The organism is Pseudomonas congelans, assembly GCF_900103225.1.
GTDB classification, from domain to species: domain Bacteria; phylum Pseudomonadota; class Gammaproteobacteria; order Pseudomonadales; family Pseudomonadaceae; genus Aquipseudomonas; species Aquipseudomonas congelans.
On record NZ_FNJH01000001.1, the window covers coordinates 1,342,581 to 1,361,814 of the forward strand.

The 19,234-nt window shown below is 59.0% G+C and carries 14 protein-coding genes and 1 pseudogene; 7 read left to right on the top strand and 8 right to left on the bottom strand.

Annotation, left to right across the window (positions count from 1 at the left end):
* Positions 1 to 9 precede the first annotated feature (9 nt).
* Both BLR20_RS28380 and BLR20_RS28385 read right to left on the bottom strand, forming a co-directional pair.
* Positions 10 to 882: a methyl-accepting chemotaxis protein gene (locus BLR20_RS28380; protein ID WP_370683546.1), complete on the bottom strand. Its 873-nt coding sequence runs from the start codon at positions 880 to 882 to the stop codon at positions 10 to 12.
* A gap of 33 nt (positions 883 to 915) precedes the next feature.
* Positions 916 to 1,938 (bottom strand): annotated as a pseudogene (locus BLR20_RS28385) (methyl-accepting chemotaxis protein); the annotation flags it as partial.
* 317 nt (positions 1,939 to 2,255) lie between these two features.
* Here BLR20_RS28385 and mexE point away from each other — a divergent pair.
* From mexE to BLR20_RS05440, 5 genes are all read left to right on the top strand, one after another.
* Positions 2,256 to 3,497, top strand: coding sequence for a multidrug efflux RND transporter periplasmic adaptor subunit MexE (gene mexE, locus BLR20_RS05420; RefSeq protein ID WP_054993878.1), 1,242 nt, complete (start codon positions 2,256 to 2,258; stop codon positions 3,495 to 3,497).
* Between the two features lie 12 nt (positions 3,498 to 3,509).
* Positions 3,510 to 6,701, top strand: coding sequence for an efflux RND transporter permease subunit (locus BLR20_RS05425; RefSeq protein WP_054993877.1), 3,192 nt, complete (start codon positions 3,510 to 3,512; stop codon positions 6,699 to 6,701).
* Positions 6,701 to 8,098: an efflux transporter outer membrane subunit gene (locus BLR20_RS05430; RefSeq protein ID WP_054993876.1), complete on the top strand. Its 1,398-nt coding sequence runs from the start codon at positions 6,701 to 6,703 to the stop codon at positions 8,096 to 8,098. The genes BLR20_RS05425 and BLR20_RS05430 overlap by 1 nt, the downstream gene beginning before the upstream one ends.
* Positions 8,099 to 8,239: 141 nt before the next feature.
* A complete protein-coding gene (locus BLR20_RS05435; protein WP_025990940.1) occupies positions 8,240 to 9,334 on the top strand; it encodes a tetratricopeptide repeat protein in 1,095 nt (364 codons plus the stop codon).
* A 486-nt stretch (positions 9,335 to 9,820) separates the two neighbouring features.
* Positions 9,821 to 10,183, top strand: a complete 363-nt coding sequence (locus BLR20_RS05440) for a histone-like nucleoid-structuring protein, MvaT/MvaU family (RefSeq protein ID WP_010431003.1) — start codon at positions 9,821 to 9,823, stop codon at positions 10,181 to 10,183.
* A 472-nt stretch (positions 10,184 to 10,655) separates the two neighbouring features.
* Here BLR20_RS05440 and BLR20_RS05445 read toward each other — a convergent pair whose 3' ends face one another.
* Positions 10,656 to 11,264 (bottom strand): DUF4946 domain-containing protein, encoded by a 609-nt coding sequence (locus BLR20_RS05445; RefSeq protein ID WP_032612734.1) that lies wholly within the window; start codon positions 11,262 to 11,264, stop codon positions 10,656 to 10,658.
* 100 nt (positions 11,265 to 11,364) lie between these two features.
* Between BLR20_RS05445 and gloA the strand changes: the two genes are divergently transcribed.
* Positions 11,365 to 11,886, top strand: a complete 522-nt coding sequence (gene gloA, locus BLR20_RS05450; protein ID WP_003315308.1) for a lactoylglutathione lyase — start codon at positions 11,365 to 11,367, stop codon at positions 11,884 to 11,886.
* 92 nt (positions 11,887 to 11,978) lie between these two features.
* On the opposite strand, the gene ahpF is transcribed toward gloA, so the two are convergent.
* The 3 genes from ahpF to BLR20_RS05465 all read right to left on the bottom strand — a co-directional run bounded on the left by ahpF (position 11,979) and on the right by BLR20_RS05465 (position 15,299).
* Positions 11,979 to 13,541, bottom strand: coding sequence for an alkyl hydroperoxide reductase subunit F (gene ahpF, locus BLR20_RS05455; RefSeq protein ID WP_010431007.1), 1,563 nt, complete (start codon positions 13,539 to 13,541; stop codon positions 11,979 to 11,981).
* Positions 13,542 to 13,665: 124 nt separating this feature from the next.
* Positions 13,666 to 14,229 (bottom strand): alkyl hydroperoxide reductase subunit C, encoded by a 564-nt coding sequence (gene ahpC / locus BLR20_RS05460; RefSeq protein ID WP_002553298.1) that lies wholly within the window; start codon positions 14,227 to 14,229, stop codon positions 13,666 to 13,668.
* A 110-nt stretch (positions 14,230 to 14,339) separates the two neighbouring features.
* Entirely contained in the window at positions 14,340 to 15,299 is a 960-nt protein-coding gene (locus tag BLR20_RS05465) for a site-specific integrase (RefSeq protein ID WP_054993875.1), read from the bottom strand.
* Positions 15,300 to 15,475: 176 nt separating this feature from the next.
* On the opposite strand from BLR20_RS05465, the gene BLR20_RS05470 reads away from it, so the two are divergent.
* Positions 15,476 to 16,486: a DNA-binding protein gene (locus BLR20_RS05470; protein ID WP_032612730.1), complete on the top strand. Its 1,011-nt coding sequence runs from the start codon at positions 15,476 to 15,478 to the stop codon at positions 16,484 to 16,486.
* A 9-nt stretch (positions 16,487 to 16,495) separates the two neighbouring features.
* Here the strand turns inward: BLR20_RS05470 and BLR20_RS05475 are convergent, their stop codons facing one another.
* Together BLR20_RS05475 and gorA are read right to left on the bottom strand one after the other, a co-directional pair.
* The gene (locus BLR20_RS05475; protein WP_054993874.1) at positions 16,496 to 17,770 is read right to left on the bottom strand and encodes a hybrid sensor histidine kinase/response regulator; all 1,275 of its coding nucleotides are present in this window, start codon (positions 17,768 to 17,770) and stop codon (positions 16,496 to 16,498) included.
* A gap of 92 nt (positions 17,771 to 17,862) precedes the next feature.
* Positions 17,863 to 19,221, bottom strand: a complete 1,359-nt coding sequence (gene gorA / locus BLR20_RS05480; protein ID WP_054993873.1) for a glutathione-disulfide reductase — start codon at positions 19,219 to 19,221, stop codon at positions 17,863 to 17,865.
* Positions 19,222 to 19,234 lie beyond the last annotated feature (13 nt).

Consider the following 19,234-nt stretch of genomic DNA (forward strand, 5'->3'; position numbering starts at 1 on the left):
GGGCGGCCATCAGATCCGGAAGCGCGCAACCATGTCCTGCAGGTTGCTGCCCAGGCGCGCCAGCTCCACGGTAGAAGCCGCGCTCTGCTCGGTGGCCGTGGCCGACTGGTCAGCGATGTCGCGTACGCTGATGACACTGCGATTGATTTCGTCGGTCACGGCGCTCTGCTCTTCAGCGGCAGCAGAAATCTGTTGGCTCATCTGTTCGATGGTCACGATCGAATGAGTGATTTCAAGCAGCGATTCTTCGGCCTGCCGCGCCAGGGCCACGGTGCCTTCAGTGCGTTGACGGCTGGCATTCATCAGCTCCGATGCCGCGCCGGTGCCATCCTGCAAGGACTTTATCAACGCCTCGATTTCAGTCGTGGATGACTGTGTCCGCTGCGCCAGCGAGCGCACCTCATCGGCCACCACAGCAAAGCCACGGCCCTGCTCACCTGCACGTGCAGCTTCGATCGCCGCATTTAGGGCCAACAGGTTGGTTTGTTCTGCCACCGCCTTGATCACATCGATGACACCGCCAATCTTGTCACTGTCCTGAATCAGGCGCTGCATGGCCTCGCCCAGCTGCCCCACTTCACCGGCGAGCTGGCTGATTTCACGCGTGGCGTGTTGCACCACGCTGCTGCCATGGGCTGCACGATCACTGGCCTGTCTGGCGGCCTGCGATGCATCTTCAGTGTTCTGCGCCACTTCCTGAACGGTGGACGCCATCTGGTTCATGGCTGTTGCCACCTGGTCGACTTCCAGCTTCTGCTGAGTGACACCCGCGCTGGTCTGCTCGCTGACGGCTGAAAGCTCCTCGGCCGCCGTGGCAATTTGTGTCACGCCATTGCTGATACCGCCGATCAGGGTCCGCAGCGATACGGTCATGTGTTGCATGGTGTTCTGCAGCAGGCCCAGCTCATCCTGGCGAGTGGTGCTGAGGTCGTTGGTCAGATCGCCGTCGGCAATCCGACGCGCCGCGATCACAGTCGAATCGAGCGGACGGGTGATCTGACGGGTAATCAGGATCGCCGCGAAGATGCCCAGCAGCAATACGATCACCGCCACGGTGAGCAACTGGGTTACCGCGCTGTCTTTTTCCTTGTTGGCACTGACCACCTGACCCGCCATCAGCTTTTCAGCACTGGTGACGATGTCCATTGACTGCTGGCGAAGGCTGTCGCGAATCTGATCGTTCTGTTGCATCAGTTGCGAGATGGAGACCATCAACGACTTGTACTGTTGTAGCGCAGCAAGCGCCTCATCCACCGCCGGACCCGCCTTGTTCGGCAGTTGATTGCGTGCGCTACCCACCTGAGCGATCAGCGAATCGGCAGCGTCGAAGGTAATCTGCCTGTTTTCAGCAGTCGGGATGCTGATATAACGGCGAAACACCAGGCGAAAGTTAGTCATGCCATTGCGCAGGTCGCCGGCAATCTTCACCTGATCGATACCGCTCTGGTCCAGCGAGCGGGAAACGTCATCGAAGGTCTTCTGCAGGAGTGTCTCGAAGCTTCCACTGACCTGTTCGGAGATGGTAATCAGCGGCTGCATGGCCTGATCAATTTGCCGATTGTTATCGACCAATTGGCTGAACGTTTGCTTCAAGCCACCCGCCTGGTCGCGAATACCTCTGAGGATATCGGCATTGACCGGAACGGTCAGAATCTTCAGGCCGTCCTCGATGGTCTTGCCCAGGTTGTCGAGAGCAGACGTGTAGCCCTGCGAATTGCTCGCGTCAGGCTTGGCGGTATAGGTCTGTGCAGCGATCCTCAGGCTCAGCGCATCGGCCTTTACCTCAGAAACCTTGGCTGCCTTGCCCAGCCGCTCGATAAGCAGGTTGGTGCTGAGGTAACCGATCGCGGTGACCGTGAGCACGCCCAGCAGTATCAGACCGAAGCCTATACTCAGCTTTTTGCTGACCTTCAAATTGTCCAGCCATGTCGACTTCATCAAATCTTTCCTCGGTATTTATCGTGATACCCAAGGATCGACTGTTCGCTGGACAACTTTATGGACGCAGCGATTGCAAAGATTGATCGCAGAGATAGCAATATGACATGAGCTTTTTTGGCGCTCCGTCAGGGCAGCACTTTCAGTCCTGAATACCTGGGCGTCGTCTACCTTCCGAATCATCCGACCAGGGGTTTTGACCGACCTATAGGCACCCATCATTGCCGGTGATAGTAACCTTCGGTTTATTCGATTCGTTAATAACACCCCGTGCACAACAGAATCCGCCCCATTCTTCACTATTGGCGGAACTTCCCATGCACCAGACAATCAGCCACCTGCGCTACCCCCTCACCGCCCTCGCCTTGATCGTCATCAGTGCCTGCGGCCGTGCGCCGGAAGCCACCAGTGCGCCTGGCGCAGCCAAGGTCAGTGTGGCCAAGGTACTGGAGCAACCAGTCAACGAGTGGGATGAATTCACCGGTCGTCTCGAAGCACCTGAAACGGTCGAAGTGCGCCCAAGGGTCTCCGGTCAGATCGATCAGGTAGCCTTCACCGACGGCTCGCTGGTCAAGAAAGGCGACCTGCTTTTCCAGATCGACCCTCGCCCTTTCCAGTCGGAAGTCCGCCGCCTCGAAGCGCAGTTGCAACAGGCCCGCGCAGTCGCGTCGCGCAGTGACAGCGAAGCGCAGCGCGGTGAGCGTCTGCGCAGCAACAATGCGATTTCCGCCGAGCTGGCCGAATCGCGTACCACTTCGGCACAGGAAGCCAAGGCCGGTGTCGCGGCCATTCAGGCGCAACTGGACCTGGCTCGACTGAATCTCAGCTTCACCCGTGTCACCGCACCGATTTCAGGCCGCGCGAGCCGCGCCGAAATCACCGCTGGCAACATTGTCACTGCCGATGTCACCGCGCTGACCAGCGTGGTCTCCACCGACAAGGTCTACGCCTACTTCGACGCAGACGAGCGCGTGTTCCTCAAGTACACCGAGCTGGCCCGCAAAGGCCAGCGCGGTCAGACCACGCCGGTCTATCTGGGACTGTCCAACGAACCCGGCAACCCGCACCTGGGCCAGATGAACTTTGTCGACAACCAGGTCAACCCGAGGACCGGCACCATTCGTGGCCGCGCCGTGTTCGATAACGCCGACGGTGAGTTTACCCCCGGCCTGTATGCACGCCTGAAACTGGTGGGCAGCGGCACTTACTCGGCCGTGCTGATCAATGACGAAGCGGTGGGCACCGACCTGGGCAAGAAGTTTGTGCTGGTCATGGACAAGGACAACAAGCCCGCCTACCGCGCTGTCGAGCTGGGGCCGAAAATCGAAGGCCTGCGCATTGTGCGCACTGGCCTGGCCAAGGATGACACCATCGTCGTCAAAGGCTTGCAGCGCGTCCGTCCCGGCCAGCCTGTGGACCCTGAAGTCACCCCGATGGCCAGCGCTGACACGCTCGCCGCACTGCTCAAACAACGCCAGGCCCTCGAAGCCAGCAACCTGCCACAAGTGGCGCCCAAAGCGGCCGTCAAAATCGCCAGCGCTGCCGCGCCGCGCGGCTAAGGGACTCGTCCGATGAACTTCTCCAAATTCTTTATTTCACGGCCGATCTTTGCCGCAGTGCTGTCGCTGCTGATCCTGATCGCCGGTGCCATCTCGCTGTTCCAGCTACCGATCAGTGAATACCCGGAAGTCGTGCCGCCAACCGTGGTGGTACGCGCCAACTTCCCCGGCGCCAACCCCAAGGTGATCGGCGAAACCGTGGCCTCGCCACTGGAACAGGCGATTACCGGTGTCGAAGGCATGCTCTACATGTCCTCGCAGGCCACCGCCGATGGCAAGCTGACCCTCACCATCACCTTCGCACTGGGTACCGACCTGGACAACGCACAGGTGCAGGTGCAGAACCGCGTGACCCGCAGCGAGCCGAAGCTGCCTGAAGAGGTGACACGCATCGGTATCACCGTGGACAAGGCCTCCCCCGACCTGACCATGGTTGTGCACTTGACCTCACCGGACAAACGCTACGACATGCTGTATCTGTCCAACTACGCCGTGCTCAACATCAAGGATGAGCTGGCGCGACTGGGCGGCGTCGGTGACGTGCAACTGTTCGGCATGGGCGACTATTCGCTGCGGGTCTGGCTCGATCCGAACAAGACCGCCTCACGCAACCTGACCGCCACTGATGTGGTCAATGCGATTCGCGAGCAGAACCGTCAGGTAGCGGCAGGCCAGCTGGGCTCACCGCCCTCCCCGAATGACACCAGTTTTCAGATGTCGATCAACACTCAGGGCCGTCTGGTCAGTGAGGAAGAGTTCGAAAACGTAGTGGTGCGAGCTGGCGCCGACGGTGAAATCACTCGCCTCAAGGACATTGCCCGCATCGAACTGGGCTCCAGCCAGTACGCGCTGCGCTCGTTGCTCAATAATCAGCCCGCGGTAGCGATCCCGATCTTCCAGCGCCCCGGCTCCAACGCCATCGACATCTCCAACGATGTACGGGCACGGATGGCCGAGCTCAAGCAAAGCTTCCCGGAAGGCATGGACTACAGCATCGTCTATGACCCGACGATCTTCGTCCGGGGCTCCATCGAGGCGGTGATTCACACTCTGTTCGAAGCACTGATTCTGGTGGTGCTGGTGGTGATCCTGTTCCTGCAGACCTGGCGCGCATCGATCATCCCGTTGGTGGCCGTACCGGTCTCGTTGATCGGCACCTTTGCGGTCATGCATATGTTCGGTTTCTCGCTGAACGCGCTGTCCTTGTTCGGCCTGGTACTGGCAATCGGTATCGTGGTCGACGATGCCATCGTGGTGGTGGAGAACGTCGAACGGAACATCGAGCTGGGCCTGGAACCGGTCGCCGCCACGCACAAGGCCATGGCCGAAGTGACGGGGCCGATCATCGCGACGGCGCTGGTGCTGTGCGCCGTATTCGTGCCTGCAGCATTCATCTCCGGGCTCAGCGGGCAGTTCTATAAGCAGTTCGCGCTGACCATCGCCATTTCGACGGTCATTTCTGCTTTCAACTCGCTGACCCTGTCGCCTGCACTGGCGGCGGTATTGCTCAAAGGGCATGACGCGCCCAAGGATCGCTTCTCGCGCTTCCTCGACAAAATGCTCGGCAGCTGGCTGTTCCGCCCGTTCAACCGCTTCTTCGAGAAAGCCAGCCACGGCTATGTCGGCACGGTCGCCAGGGTCATTCGCAGCAGCGGCATTGCCTTGCTGGTCTACGCGGGCCTGATGGTTTTGACCTGGATGGGTTTTGCCAGCACACCGACCGGTTTCGTCCCGAGCCAGGACAAGCAATACCTGGTTGCATTTGCCCAACTGCCGGACGCCGCGAGCCTGGACCGCACCGAAGATGTCATCAAGCGCATGTCGGAGCTGGCCCTCAAGCAACCGGGCGTGCAGGACGCCATTGCCTTCCCGGGTCTGTCGATCAACGGCTTCACCAACAGCCCGAATAACGGTGTGGTGTTCGTGACCCTCAAACCGTTCGACGAGCGCAAGGACCCGAGCCTCTCGGCCAACGCGATTGCCGGCGCGCTGAACGGTCAGTTCGCCTCGATTCAGGAAGCCTACATGGCGATCTTCCCGCCACCACCGGTACAAGGCCTGGGCACCATCGGCGGCTTCCGTCTGCAGATCGAGGACCGTGGCAACCTCGGCTATGACGAGCTGTACAAGGAAACCCAGAACATCATCGCCAAAAGCCGCAGCGTGCCGGAACTGGCCGGGCTGTTTACCAGCTACACGGTGAACGTACCGCAGGTCGATGCCGCGATTGACCGCGAGAAGGCCAAGACCCACGGCGTGGCAGTCAGCGATATTTTCGACACCCTGCAGGTGTATCTGGGTTCGCTGTATGCCAACGACTTCAACCGGTTCGGCCGCACCTATCAGGTCAATGTCCAGGCTGAGCAACAGTTCCGTCAGGATGCCGACCAGATCGGTCAGCTCAAGGTGCGCAATAACCTGGGCGAGATGATCCCGCTGGCGACCTTCGTCAAGGTCAGCGACACCGCAGGCCCCGACCGCGTCATGCACTACAACGGCTTTATCACTGCTGAAATCAATGGCGCGGCAGCACCGGGCTACAGCTCTGGCCAGGCTCAGGCGGCGGTCGAGAAATTGCTTCGTGAGGAACTGCCCACCGGCATGATCTACGAATGGACTGACCTGACCTATCAGCAGATCCTTTCGGGCAATACCGCACTGTTCGTGTTCCCGCTCTGTGTATTGCTGGCGTTCCTGGTGCTGGCGGCGCAATACGAAAGCTGGAGCCTGCCGCTGGCGGTGATCCTGATCGTACCGATGACCCTGCTCTCGGCGATTGCCGGGGTGATGATCGCCGGCAGCGACAACAACATCTTCACTCAGATAGGCCTGATCGTACTGGTCGGCCTGGCGTGCAAGAACGCGATTCTGATCGTCGAGTTCGCCAAGGACAAACAGGCGGAAGGGATGAGCCCGCTGGATGCGGTACTGGAAGCATGCCGCCTGCGTCTGCGGCCGATCCTGATGACCTCGTTCGCCTTCATCATGGGGGTCGTGCCCCTGGTGCTGTCCAGCGGCGCGGGTGCCGAGATGCGCCATGCGATGGGTGTCGCCGTGTTCTCCGGGATGCTGGGCGTCACCTTCTTCGGCCTGCTGCTGACGCCGGTGTTCTACGTACTTATCCGTAATTACGTCGAACGCCAGGAGGCCCGCAAGGCCGCCAGGATAAACAGCCAGCAAAACCTGCCTGCGGAGATGCATTGATGAGCGCGTACAAAGTCTTCATCCCGAGCCTGCTGGTCATGGCATTGGCGGCCTGCGCCGTGGGCCCGGACTACCAGGCACCGGTCACGGCGCCAGCGAAACTGGCGTCCGCCGCACAGGGCAACTATGACCGCAGCAAAGTGGATCGGGTGTGGTGGCAGCAGTTCGAGGACCCGACCCTCAATAAGCTGGTAGCCCGCTCACTGGACGGCAACCGCGACCTGCGCGTCGCCTTCGCCAGGCTCAAGTCGGCGCGAGCCATTCGCGATGACGTCGCCAACGATGTAATGCCGGTAGTGACCAGCCGTGCCAGCAGCGACATCGGCAAGGGTCAGCAACCCGGCATCACCGAGCGCCGGGTCAATAGCGAGCGCTACGACCTGGGCCTGGACATGGCGTGGGAAGTGGACCTGTTCGGACGTATCCAGCGCCAACTGGAGGCCAGCGATGCCGATCAGGAAGCTGCAGAGGCCAACCTCTATCAGCTTCAGGTCACGCTGATTGCCGAGGTGGTCGACGCCTACGGTCAACTGCGTGGCGCACAACTGCGTGAAGCCATTGCCCGCGACAACCTGAAAAACCAGCAGAGTTCTCAGGACGTGACCACTCAGTTACGCGATGCGGGTGTGGGCAACGAGTTGGACGTGGTGCGTGCCGAGGCACGACTGGCCGCCGTCGAGGCGACCGTTCCGCAGTTGCAGGCCGAGCAGGCTCGCCAGCGCAACCGTATCGCCACGTTACTGGGTGAGCGTCCGGAAAACCTCAGCGTCGACTTGAGCCCGAGCAAACTGCCGGCGATTGCCAAGGCCTTGCCGATTGGCGACCCGACGCAAGTATTGCGCAATCGGCCCGACATCCGTGCAGCAGAGCGACAACTCGCCGCCTCGACTGCACGTATCGGCGTCGCGACTGCCGACCTGTTCCCAAGGGTCAGCCTGAGCGGTTTTCTGGGCTTTACCGCCGGACGCGGATCGCAGATCGGGTCGTCAGCGGCCAGAGCCTGGTCGTTAGGCCCAAGCATCACCTGGGCAGCTTTCGATCTGGGCAGTGTCCGGGCGCAGATTCGCAGTGCCGACGCCAACGCCGAGGGCGCACTGGCCAACTATGAGCAGCAGGTGCTGCTCGCGCTGGAAGAGTCGGAAAACGCGTTCAGCGATTACGACAAACGCCAGCAGCGGCTGGTCTCGCTGATGCGCCAGAGCGATGCGAGTCGCTCGGCGGCCAGGCTGGCCTCGGTGCAGTATCGCGAAGGCACGGCGGACTTCCTGGTCCTGTTGGATGCCGAGCGCGAGCGTCTGGCAGCCGAGGACGCGCAGGCGCAGGCAGAAATCGAGCTGTACCATGGCATTGTGGCCATCTACAAGGCACTGGGTGGCGGCTGGCAGCCTCAGGCCTGAACCTTAAAGCCGGTAAATCCGCCCCGCGCCCGATCAGGTCGCGGGGCTTTTTTTGGCTGAAATCCGGCTGCTTCATGATTGCCGTTTGACAGCTGCCAGCCACTCCCCGAAGCTGCAACCCGTCAAGCATTGGAAATCGATATGCCCAGACTTTCTACCACGGGGTTATCGCCTCAAACCACTTCTCGACGTCGCTGGCTGATCGGCGTAGCGGCTGCAGTGCTGCTGGCGCTTTCGCTGGTTTTCTGGTGGTGGCGCATGCCCGTCCAGACCGCGCCGGCCAAGCTCAGTCATACCTATGCCCAAGCGCTGGAACAGGCGCATGACGGCAAACCGGGTGCCGCGCGCGTGCTGTATCAACAACTGGCACGCACTGACCTGTCTGATGCACAACGCATCAGCCTGCTTGCCGAACTGAGCAACTACCCCAGCCCCCAGGCCCTCAAGTTGCTCGACGCTGCCTTGAGCAACCCGTCCGCTCAAGTGCGCGAAGCGGCCATCGATGTCAGCGTCAGGCTGGTCTCCAACAGCCAGCGCAGCCTGCTGCTCGGCCCCCTGCTGGATGATGCCGAACAATCCGTCAGGTTTCGCGCCACCAGCGCCCTGCTCGGCCTGTCACCTGATGAGCTGGGCCTGTACTTCGCCGTTCTGCAGCAAAGTGCCGAGGCGTTTCAGGAATCACTCAAAAGCCAGCCGCAAAGCGCACAAAACCAGCTGCAACTGGCCAGGCTGTATCTGCAGACCGGCGACCTGGAACCCGCGCTCGCGGCGCTACAGCGGGCTACCGCGCTGGACCCGGGCAATATAGAAGCGGCGCTGGCGCACATTGAATTGCTCGACCGCAAGGGTCAGGCCGAGCAGGCGCGCAGCCTCTTCGCGCAGTTGCTGGAGCACAACCCTGACTCGTCCATGCTCCAGCACGCGCTGGGCATGTGGCTGCTGAACCACGGCCAGGCGGAATTCGCCGTGCTCAGCCTGGCCAAGGCTACGGAACTGTCACCTGACAACAACGACTATCGCTATGACCTGGCGGTCGCCCTGCACTCTTTGAACGAGCTCGAAGCGGCACAGCGGCAGTTGACCCAGATCGTTCAGAATCAGCCCGCCAATCGCAAGGCCAGAGTCGTGCTGATCCAGTACTGGAAAGAGAACGGTCAGTTGCAGAACGTGCAGATTCTTCTGGCCGAGCTCGAGCAGCAGAACCCGGATGACCCTGTGCTGCAACAGGGACTGTAGGGTCACAAACGCAACTTAGCGACAGGCCAAAGGCCATCTTTGAAGGGTCCACGCGCCTTGCAACACGTGGCCTTCAGACATTTCTGCCATTTCCTCACCTGACATTCCTTTTGCCTGTCGGATATTTCTTTTTCTAAGCCATCCACTCTCTCATGGCACGTTTTCCATCCATGGCTAATATCGGAAATAACTTACAACGCCCCTCGGCCTACAACACGGACATCATCCCCTATATCCAACATCGCCTCCCCACGCCATTTAACGAATTTGAGAAGGGCTATTTTCTAACTGAAAAAAAAAGTGCATCATTTGCTGGCGACTGAGTTATAAATACGCTCTATCTGCGCAACGACACGCCGCGAAGGCCAAGTTTCAGCATAGAAACCGCAGGTATCGGGCACCCTCGATTGAGCGAATCGGCCCATCAGTTTTGTCTCATCGCTTTATAGGGCTGACAACAGCCATTACATTGTTGGAGTATATTAATTGTCCAGACTTGCCGAGTTTCGAGCAGCAGAGAAAGCCCTTCAGGAACAGCTTGCACAGCTGGAATCGTTGAAGAATGACGCCGGATTGAAGAAGGAGATCGAATTCGAGCAAAAGCTCCAGGACCTGATGGGCACCTACGGCAAAAGCCTGCGTGACATCATCGCAATCCTTGACCCTTCAAGTGCTGCCTCGCTGGTCGCACCCGCGGGGCCAAAGCGTCGCCGTGCACGCGTGGTCAAGGTTTACCAGAACCCACATACCGGCGAGCTGATTGAAACCAAGGGCGGCAACCATCGCGGCCTCAAGGCATGGAAAGAGCAATACGGTGTAGACACGGTTGATTCATGGCTGCGTGCCTGATTGAAAGTTGTCACTTGAAGCCCTGCACTTGCAGGGCTTTTTTATCTTCGTCGCTGCAGATCGTCACCTGCGTACTGCAGCACCGTGCTCAGGCGTCATCACACATTGCCTGTCGATCCGCAGCAGGAATTCATATACATGATTACGTGGACTGCCCGGTTCGTATACTTCAATGCACAGTGTAAATGCCGCGAGAATAATGACGCCAATAAATCCGGATAAGCGATTCAGCACACAGTTACAAACCTGAACAGTTGCTGAAGTGTGTAGAGTAATTATTCAGTTTGACAGTGAGATGAGATGCATCACTATTTGTTTCCCAATGATTCGGCGCGCTGAAAAGCACCGAATGCCCAGCACAGCGGAGCTTCACACTTTTTTCACATGCACTCTCGGATGATGAAGACCGCTAAAGGAATAGCGCCCCATGCCCGCCTCGGCGGGCTTCTTTTTGTCTGCGAAAAGGCAGATGTCACTGCGTAACGTCCAGACGCAGACTCTCGCGAATACGCAGTGCCTCATCCTTGTTGCTCGCATAGCCGTCTGCCGATCCCGCGTAGGACAAAGACCAGGCCAGCTGCTTGTTGGCCGCCGCGACCAGTGTCTGGGTCAGCACGTGCACACCATTCTGGGTAATGGTGCAGGTGGTTTCGAGCGCGGGCACCACGCTGAGCCGACTTTCACGGACATGCGTGCAGACGCTCTGCAATCCACTGCGGGCAAAATTGACCTGAACCGACTTGCGCATTTCCAGCAGAACGCCCTGGACATTGACTTCATGCCCTGGTGCAAGGCGCGTCTGAGTGAGCTCCATGACCATCAGCGGATTTCCACTTTGATCGTTTTTCACCGCGCGCTGTCTGACCTGCACGGAAGGTTGAACGGGCTCGCCCGACTCGGTCGGTAACGACTCGACCTCCCAGCCTGCGGGCCAGACGATCATTGCATCGGTGGCATGGACCTGTGCAGCGCCCAGCAGCAGGAACAGGCACAGGCTTGGCAAGGAGCGTCGGTAGTGCGAAAGGATCATGATCGGGTCGCCAGAACGGTTGACCGGAAATTCTGAGCCTGTTGCCGGCATCGAGCAAGGCCGACGCGACGTTATCCGAGCCGGGTTTGGCACCGCGCGCCCTGCCCCGTATCATTTGGCATTATTTGTACATTCTGTTGGAGACACATTGATGAGCTTGCACGAACTCAACACACTACCGGGCGTCACAGCCAATCCTGAAGCGGCCACCCGGCAGTTTGTGTTCAACCACACCATGCTGCGCGTCAAGGACATCACCAAGTCGCTGGATTTCTACACCCGCGTGCTGGGCTTCAGCCTGGTCGAGAAACGTGATTTCCCGGAAGCCGAATTCAGCCTGTACTTCCTGGCGCTGGTCGACAAGGCACAGATCCCGGAAGACGACGCCGCCCGCAACGAATGGATGAAGTCGATCCCCGGCATTCTGGAGCTGACGCATAACCACGGTACCGAAAGCGATGCCACAGCGTCGTACCACAACGGTAACAGCGACCCGCGCGGCTTTGGTCATATCTGCGTATCGGTGCCTGACGTGAAAGTCGCCTGCGAGCGATTTGAAAGCCTGGGCGTCGACTTTCAGAAGCGCTTGTCCGATGGCCGCATGAACAGCCTGGCCTTTATCAAGGACCCGGATGGCTACTGGGTAGAAATCATCCAGCCAACGCCGCTCTGAAACTGCGGTGATCGCTCTGGCAAGGAACGATCAACGTAGAAAGCAAAAAGCCCCGTGATCGCTCACGGGGCTTTTTGTTTACCGCTGTCCGATCAGGCCGGTGCGGAGGTACGGATCAGGTGGTCAAAGGCGCTCAGGGAGGCCTTGGCACCTTCGCCCAGGGCGATGATGATCTGTTTGTACGGCGCAACCGTCACGTCACCGGCAGCAAAGATACCCGGCACCGAAGTTTCTCCACGAGAATCGACCACGATCTCGCCACGCGGCGACAGCTCGATAGCGCCTTTCAGCCATTCGCTGTTAGGCAGCAGACCGATCTGCACGAAGATACCTTCGAGCGGCACAGTGATCTCTTCGCCTGTGGTGCGGTTCTTGTAGCGCAGGCCGTTGACCTTCTGCTCATCACCTGTCACTTCAGTGGTCTGCGCACTGGTGATCACGGTCACGTTCGGCAGGCTGTGCAGCTTGCGCTGCAGCACCGCGTCGGCACGCAATTGCACGTCGAACTCGAGCAGTGTCACGTGAGACACGATACCTGCCAGGTCGATTGCAGCCTCGACACCCGAGTTACCGCCACCGATGACAGCGACGCGCTTGCCTTTGAACAACGGACCGTCGCAGTGCGGGCAATAAGCGACACCTTTGTTACGGTACTGCTGTTCACCCGGCACATTCATTTCCCTCCAGCGTGCGCCGGTGGCAAGGATCAGCGTCTTGGCCTTGAGGCTCGCACCGCTGGCAAACTTCACTTCGTGCAACTCGCCGGCTGCGCCAGGAATCAGCTTGTCGGCGCGTTGCAGGTTCATGATGTCGACTTCGTACTGCTTGACGTGCTCTTCAAGCGCGACGGCCAGCTTCGGCCCCTCGGTATGCTGTACCGAGATGAAGTTCTCGATAGCCATGGTGTCGAGCACCTGACCGCCGAAACGTTCGGCTGCAACACCGGTGCGAATGCCTTTGCGGGCAGCGTAGACGGCTGCCGCAGAGCCAGCGGGGCCACCGCCCACGACGAGCACATCGAAAGCCTGCTTCGAGTTGAGTTTTTCCGCCTGACGCGCACCGGCGCCGGTGTCGATCTTGGCCAGAATCTCTTCCAGCCCCATGCGGCCCTGACCGAACAACTCACCGTTCAGATAGATGCTCGGCACCGACATGATCTTGCGATCGGTGACTTCGTCCTGGAACAGCGCACCGTCGATAGCGACGTGCTTGATACCAGGGTTCAACACTGCCATCAGATTAAGGGCCTGGACAACGTCCGGGCAGTTCTGGCAGGACTGCGAGAAATAGGTTTCGAAATGGAATTCGCCCTGAAGTGCGCGAACCTGTTCGATAGTTTCCGCACTGACCTTGGGTGGGTAGCCGCCGACTTGCAGCAGCGCCAGGACCAGCGAGGTGAATTCGTGACCCATGGGGATACCGGCAAAACGCAGGCTGATATCGTGGCCAGGGCTGCTCAGCGAGAACGACGGAGTACGTGCGTCGGTGCCGCTGTCATTCAGGGTGACATCCTTGGAAACGCTGATCACATCATTGAGCAGTGCGAGCATTTCCTGGGACTTCGCGCCGTCATCAAGGGACGCGACGATCTCGATGGGGCGAGTAACCCGCTCCAGATAGGATTTCAACTGGGCTTTAAGATTGGCGTCCAACATGTGGCGGCTTCCTGTTTACAAAGGGTAGAAATAACAACGCCCAGGCGATTACCGCCCGGGCGTTTTTTGGGGCGATGCGGTTTACTTGCTCAAGAGCTCAACGCCCCCAGCCGATTCATGCGACTCAGATCTTGCCAACCAGGTCCAGCGACGGAGCCAGAGTAGCTTCGCCTTCTTTCCACTTGGCTGGGCAGACTTCGCCCGGGTGAGCGGCAACGTACTGAGCGGCCTTGATCTTGCGCAGCAGCTCGGAAGCGTCACGGCCAACGCCGCCGTCGTTCAGCTCGACGATTTTGATCTGACCTTCAGGGTTGATCACGAAAGTACCGCGATCCGCCAGACCGGCTTCTTCGATCAGTACGTCGAAGTTGCGGGAGATGGTCAGGGTCGGGTCACCGATCATGGTGTACTGGATCTTGCCGATCGCTGGCGAAGTGTTGTGCCATGCAGCGTGAGCGAAGTGGGTGTCAGTCGAAACACTGTAGATTTCAACGCCCAGCTTCTTGAACTCTTCGTAGTTGTCAGCCAGGTCTTCCAACTCGGTCGGGCATACGAAGGTGAAGTCCGCCGGGTAGAAGAATACGACAGACCACTTGCCTTTGAAGTCAGCGTCCGAGACGTCAACGAAAGCGCCGTTCTTGAATGCTGTAGCCTTGAACGGTTTTACTTGGCTGTTGATGATAGGCATCGGTATATCTCCTGATGGGTTAGATGGGTTGTGAATTCGATGGAGTGAAGCTTACGCATGATCGATGACAATCGCTCATTGGCAAACCTGATGTCACTGATTGCTTTTCACTATGAAGGCAGCTTATCGATAGAAGAAACCTTCGGGCCGCTGCCCTCCTCCGGATTGCTCAGGAACGGAGCGGCATCAATGTAGCGCATCGCCGACTTGATGTCCCTCCAGCCTACATAGGACATCAGTGACTTGAGGTCCCAGCCGTTGCCATGCGCCCAACTGGCGAAGCCACGGCGCAGCGAGTGGCTGGTGTAGTGCTCGGCAGCGATGCCTGCACCCTGGAGCGCCTGACGCAGCAACGGAATGACGCTGTTGGCGTGCAGCCCCCCCTCTTTAAGGTTACCCCAGCGGTCCACTGCCCGAAACACCGGACCGCGTACCAGCGCTGCACAGTTGATCCACTCTATATAGGCCTGCACCGGGCACAGCCGCTGCAAGGCGGGGGTCTGATAGGTCCTGCCAAGATTGTCGCGATCGCCTTTGCTGCGCGGCAGATAAAGGCTGATTCCCGAGTTGGCGATGGCCTTGACGTCCTGTACTTGCAGACGGCAAAGCTCGTCGCTGCGAAACCCGCGCCAGAACCCCAGCAGGATCAGCGCCGAATCACGCCGGCTGCGCAACAGACGCGGCTGATCGTGCTGCGCGCTCGCCTCGCTTATCTCGATCTCCAGCCAGGCGATGACTTTCTCCAGATCCTTCAACTGCAGAGGCTCAGCCTGTTTTTCTTGCGCCGGGTGCAGCGCACGAATGCCCTTGATGACCTTGCGCACCATAGGTGCCTTGGTGGGATCGACAAAGCCCTGGCTGATATGCCACTGGGCCAGCGCTGACAAGCGCAGCTTCAGGGTATTCACCGACAGCGTCCCGGCATGACTGGCCAGGTAGCGCGCCACGCTTTCGCTGGTCGCCGGCAGAAACCCGCCCCATGTCACCTCGAAATGCTCGATGGCAGCCCGATAGCTGCGGCGCGTGTTGTCGCGGGTCGCCGCCTCGATATAGCGATCAACGTCATTCATGGCTCAAACCTGCTCGGTGTACCGGTAAACGCGCCGCAAAGGTAGCTGACAGCGCCTGACACGGGATAATACGCCAATATCCCGTGTTAATTAATTCAAAAAATAGCTAATTATTTCAAAACATATAGTATGTAATTACATAGTACATACCACAGTACGAAATCGTAGGAGACAGCATGGCTCGCGGCGGTGTAAACAAGGCTTTAGTGCAGAAAGCAAGGGCGTCCCTGCTGTCCAGAGGCGAAAACCCCAGCATCGATGCGGTACGTATCGAAATGGGTAATACGGGCTCGAAAACCACCATCCACCGTTATCTGAAGGAGCTTGAATCCACTCAGGCCCCAGTGCCGGATATCAATGAGGAGCTGAGTGACCTGGTGGCTCATCTCGCCCAGAGGCTTCAGGAACAGGCACAGGAGCGTATCGATCAGGCGCACGATCAATACCAGACCGAGCGCGACACCCTCCAGCAGCAACTTGCGGCCACTCAGGAACAAATCAGCCAGCTGGAAAAGCACGCACAGCAGCGTGATGAGGCACTGGAGCAGCAGACTGCCGCCCTGCTCCACACGCAACGCACACTGCAGGCTGTACAGACAGAACACGCTCGACTGCTTCAGGCCAATCAGGACCTGGAGGCCCGTCTGCACGACAAGGACGGGCAGATCCACTCTCTGGAAGAAAAGCACCAGCATGCCCGCGAGGCGCTGGAGCACTATCGCAACTCGATCAGAGAACAACGCGAGCAGGAGCAGCGACGTCACGAAAGTCAGGTTCAGCAACTGCAAATGGAATTGCGACAGGCACAGCAAGGCCTTGCCATGCACCAGGAAAACATCACACAGCTCAATCGAGACAACGAAAGATTGTTGGCTGAAAATCGCAACACCCTGCGCGAACTGCACAGCCAGACCGACCTGCTGAAGCAGGCCAACACACAGAGTGCCGCCCTTGCAGAGCAACAGCATCACGCCCGCACACAATGCGCACTGCTTGAAGAAAGATTACGCAGCGTGCAGGACGAAAGCACCGCGCTCAAACAAGGCATGACCGACGCGCAGCAACAGAATCGCATGCTGGAACTGTTGCTGACCAAGAAGGAAGCGGCACTGGAGAACCTGCAGAGCAGACTCGATCAGCCGGACAAGCCCAAAGTCACTCGAAAGAAGCCATCAGACAAGACGTGACCAGAAGCTTCAGGCAACCACAGCCTCGCCGCATGGCAGATGCAGATGAACCCGGGTCCCCTGACCTTCAGTGCTGTCTATCTGCACGTGCCCGCCAGTCTGTCGGGTAAAGCCGTAGACCATCGACAAACCCAGTCCGGTTCCCTGGCCTACCGGTTTGGTGGTGAAGAACGGATCGAACACCTGGTCGATAACATCCTGAGCAATGCCACAGCCGTTATCTTCGACACTGAGTTGTACGTAGTCGCCAGGCAGCAGCCCCTCTTTTTGCATCACCAGCGTTAACGAGCGACTGCGCACGCACAGCCTCCCCCCAACAGGTACAGCATCGCGAGCATTGATAACCAGATTCAACAAGGCATTTTCCAACTGGTGCTCATCGGTGCGCACCGCGCTCAGCCCCTCCTCCAGCTCGAACTCCAGATGCGCATGAACACCGACCGTACCTCGCAACAGCTCCTCCATCGAACGGACCATGCAATTGACATCCACCACGGTGACGTTGAGCGACTGCCGGCGAGCAAATGTCAGCAGCCTGCGGGTCAGCGCAGCAGCACGGTTTGCCGAGCTCGCCGCAGCATCCAGATAGCGATCGACTTCACTGATCCGCCCGGCCGCCACACGTAGCCTGATCATGTCCAGTGCGCCGATCACGCCGGAAAGTACGTTGTTGAAGTCATGGGCGATGCCGCCGGTCAACTGACCGATCGCATCCATCTTTTGCGCATGGCGCAAGACTTCCTCAGCCATCGCCCGCTCGGCGATTTCGGCCTGCAATAACTTATTGGTGGTTTCCAGCTCGCGCGTGCGCTCGGCGACGCGTAACTCAAGACTCTCGTTGAGTTCGCGCAATGCCTCTTCTGCATTGACCTGAGCGGTGATATCGGTGTGAGTACCCAGCCAGTGGGTGATGTGGCCCCGAGCGTCGCGCAGGGGCAGCGCGCGCGACAGGAACCAGTTGAAAGCGCCGCCCTTGCCGCGTATCGGGAATGTATCTTCCCAGATCGAGCCGGTGGAAAAGCAGTATTGCAAACGCGCCATAACGCGCTCGCGATGCTCGGGGTGCAGAACCGAGCGCCAACCCAGCGCAGTCATGGCCTCGAGCGAGGCACCGGTGTACGCATACCAACGCTCGTTGTACCAGTGGACCTGCCCTCGGGGGCTGGCAGTCCAGGCCAGTTGACTCATGTTGTCAGCCAATGTCCTGAACTGACGCTCGCTTTCACGCAAGGCATCGATGTACAGCGCGACTTCGCGATCCTGCTCAGACGAATGCAATGGCATTCTGGCCGGTGGTTTTTCTCTATTCACGTCGGGATCCATCCTCTTCAAGCCTTTACCCCGGAGCTCTTCCTGAACTCCGGGCGCTGCGTGACTTAACGTTTGACAGGCGTACGCATGGTGACGAACTCTTCTGCCGCGGTCGGGTGCACCCCAATAGTATCGTCGAATACCTGCTTGGTCGCGCCAGCCTTGATGGCAATGGCCAGGCTCTGGACGATTTCGCCAGCATCCGGTCCCACCATGTGGCAGCCCAGCACGCGGTCGGTCTTCGCGTCGACGACCAGCTTCATCAATGTGCGCTCCTGATCGTCCGTCAGGGTCAGCTTCATCGGCCTGAAACGACTCTCGAAAATCTGCACATCGTGACCGGCCTTGATCGCATCTTCTTCGGTCAAACCTACCGTACCGATGTTCGGCAGACTGAAAACCGCAGTCGGGATGTGATTGTAGTCCACCGGGCGATACTGCTCGGGCTTGAACAGCCGACGCGCGACGGCCATGCCTTCAGCCAGCGCAACCGGGGTCAGTTGCACACCCCCGATGACATCGCCGATGGCCAGGATGGAAGGCTCGCTGCTCTGGTAATGCTCATCGACCTTGATGTAACCGTGCTCGTCCAGCTTGACGTCGACACTGTCCAGACCGAGGTTGTCGAGCATAGGCCGACGCCCTGTTGCGTAGAACACGCAATCGGTCTCGATTGTGCCACCGCCTTTCATGGACAGCAGCAGACTGCCGTCGGCCTGCTTGTCGATGCGCTCGATATCGCTGTTGAAGCGAATCGTCATGTGGCGCTTGAGCAGCTCTTCGTGAAGATGGGTACGAACACCGCCATCAAAGCCACGCAAGAACAGCTCGCGACGATAAACCAGCGTGGTATCGGCACCCAGTCCGTTGAAAATCGATGCGAACTCCACCGCGATGTAGCCGCCACCCACAACGACGACACGCTTGGGCAACGTTTTGAGGTAGAACGCCTCATTGGAGGTGATCGCGTGCTCGCGTCCCGGCACATCAGGCACCTGCGGCCAGCCACCGGTGGCGATCAAAATGCGCTCGGCACTGTAGGTCTGACCGTTGATTTCGACCTGCTGCGGCCCGACGATCTTCGCGTGGCCCTCGAGCAAGGTAACGCCGCTGTCGACCAGCAATTTGCGATAGATACCGTTGAGGCGGCTGATCTCACTGTCCTTGTTGGCAATCAGCGTGGACCAGTCAAAACTGGCCTCGCCCAATGACCAGCCAAAGCCTTTGGCATGGTCGAAATCCTCGGAGAAATGCGCCCCGTACACCAACAGTTTTTTGGGCACGCAGCCCACGTTGACGCAGGTCCCACCCAGATAGCGGCTCTCGGCCACAGCGACCTTTGCGCCGAAACCGGCAGCAAAACGCGCCGCCCTGACGCCGCCCGAGCCGGCGCCAATTACAAACAGATCAAAATCAAAGGCCATCGATATCTCCTTG

Bases quoted from the DNA above. Each gene is read 5' to 3' on its own strand.
- BLR20_RS05425 (WP_054993877.1), top strand. From the start codon at position 3,510: ATGAACTTCTCCAAATTCTTTATTTCACGGCCGATCTTTGCCGCAGTG.
- mexE (WP_054993878.1), top strand. From the start codon at position 2,256: ATGCACCAGACAATCAGCCACCTGCGCTACCCCCTCACCGCCCTCGCC.
- BLR20_RS05430 (WP_054993876.1), top strand. From the start codon at position 6,701: ATGAGCGCGTACAAAGTCTTCATCCCGAGCCTGCTGGTCATGGCATTG.
- BLR20_RS05445 (WP_032612734.1), bottom strand. From the start codon at position 11,264: ATGCCGGCAACAGGCTCAGAATTTCCGGTCAACCGTTCTGGCGACCCG.
- BLR20_RS05435 (WP_025990940.1), top strand. From the start codon at position 8,240: ATGCCCAGACTTTCTACCACGGGGTTATCGCCTCAAACCACTTCTCGA.
- BLR20_RS05475 (WP_054993874.1), bottom strand. From the start codon at position 17,770: ATGCCATTGCATTCGTCTGAGCAGGATCGCGAAGTCGCGCTGTACATC.
- BLR20_RS05470 (WP_032612730.1), top strand. From the start codon at position 15,476: ATGGCTCGCGGCGGTGTAAACAAGGCTTTAGTGCAGAAAGCAAGGGCG.
- gorA (WP_054993873.1), bottom strand. From the start codon at position 19,221: ATGGCCTTTGATTTTGATCTGTTTGTAATTGGCGCCGGCTCGGGCGGC.
- BLR20_RS28380 (WP_370683546.1), bottom strand. From the start codon at position 882: ATGCAACACATGACCGTATCGCTGCGGACCCTGATCGGCGGTATCAGC.
- ahpF (WP_010431007.1), bottom strand. From the start codon at position 13,541: ATGTTGGACGCCAATCTTAAAGCCCAGTTGAAATCCTATCTGGAGCGG.
- BLR20_RS05465 (WP_054993875.1), bottom strand. From the start codon at position 15,299: ATGAATGACGTTGATCGCTATATCGAGGCGGCGACCCGCGACAACACG.
- ahpC (WP_002553298.1), bottom strand. From the start codon at position 14,229: ATGCCTATCATCAACAGCCAAGTAAAACCGTTCAAGGCTACAGCATTC.
- gloA (WP_003315308.1), top strand. From the start codon at position 11,365: ATGAGCTTGCACGAACTCAACACACTACCGGGCGTCACAGCCAATCCT.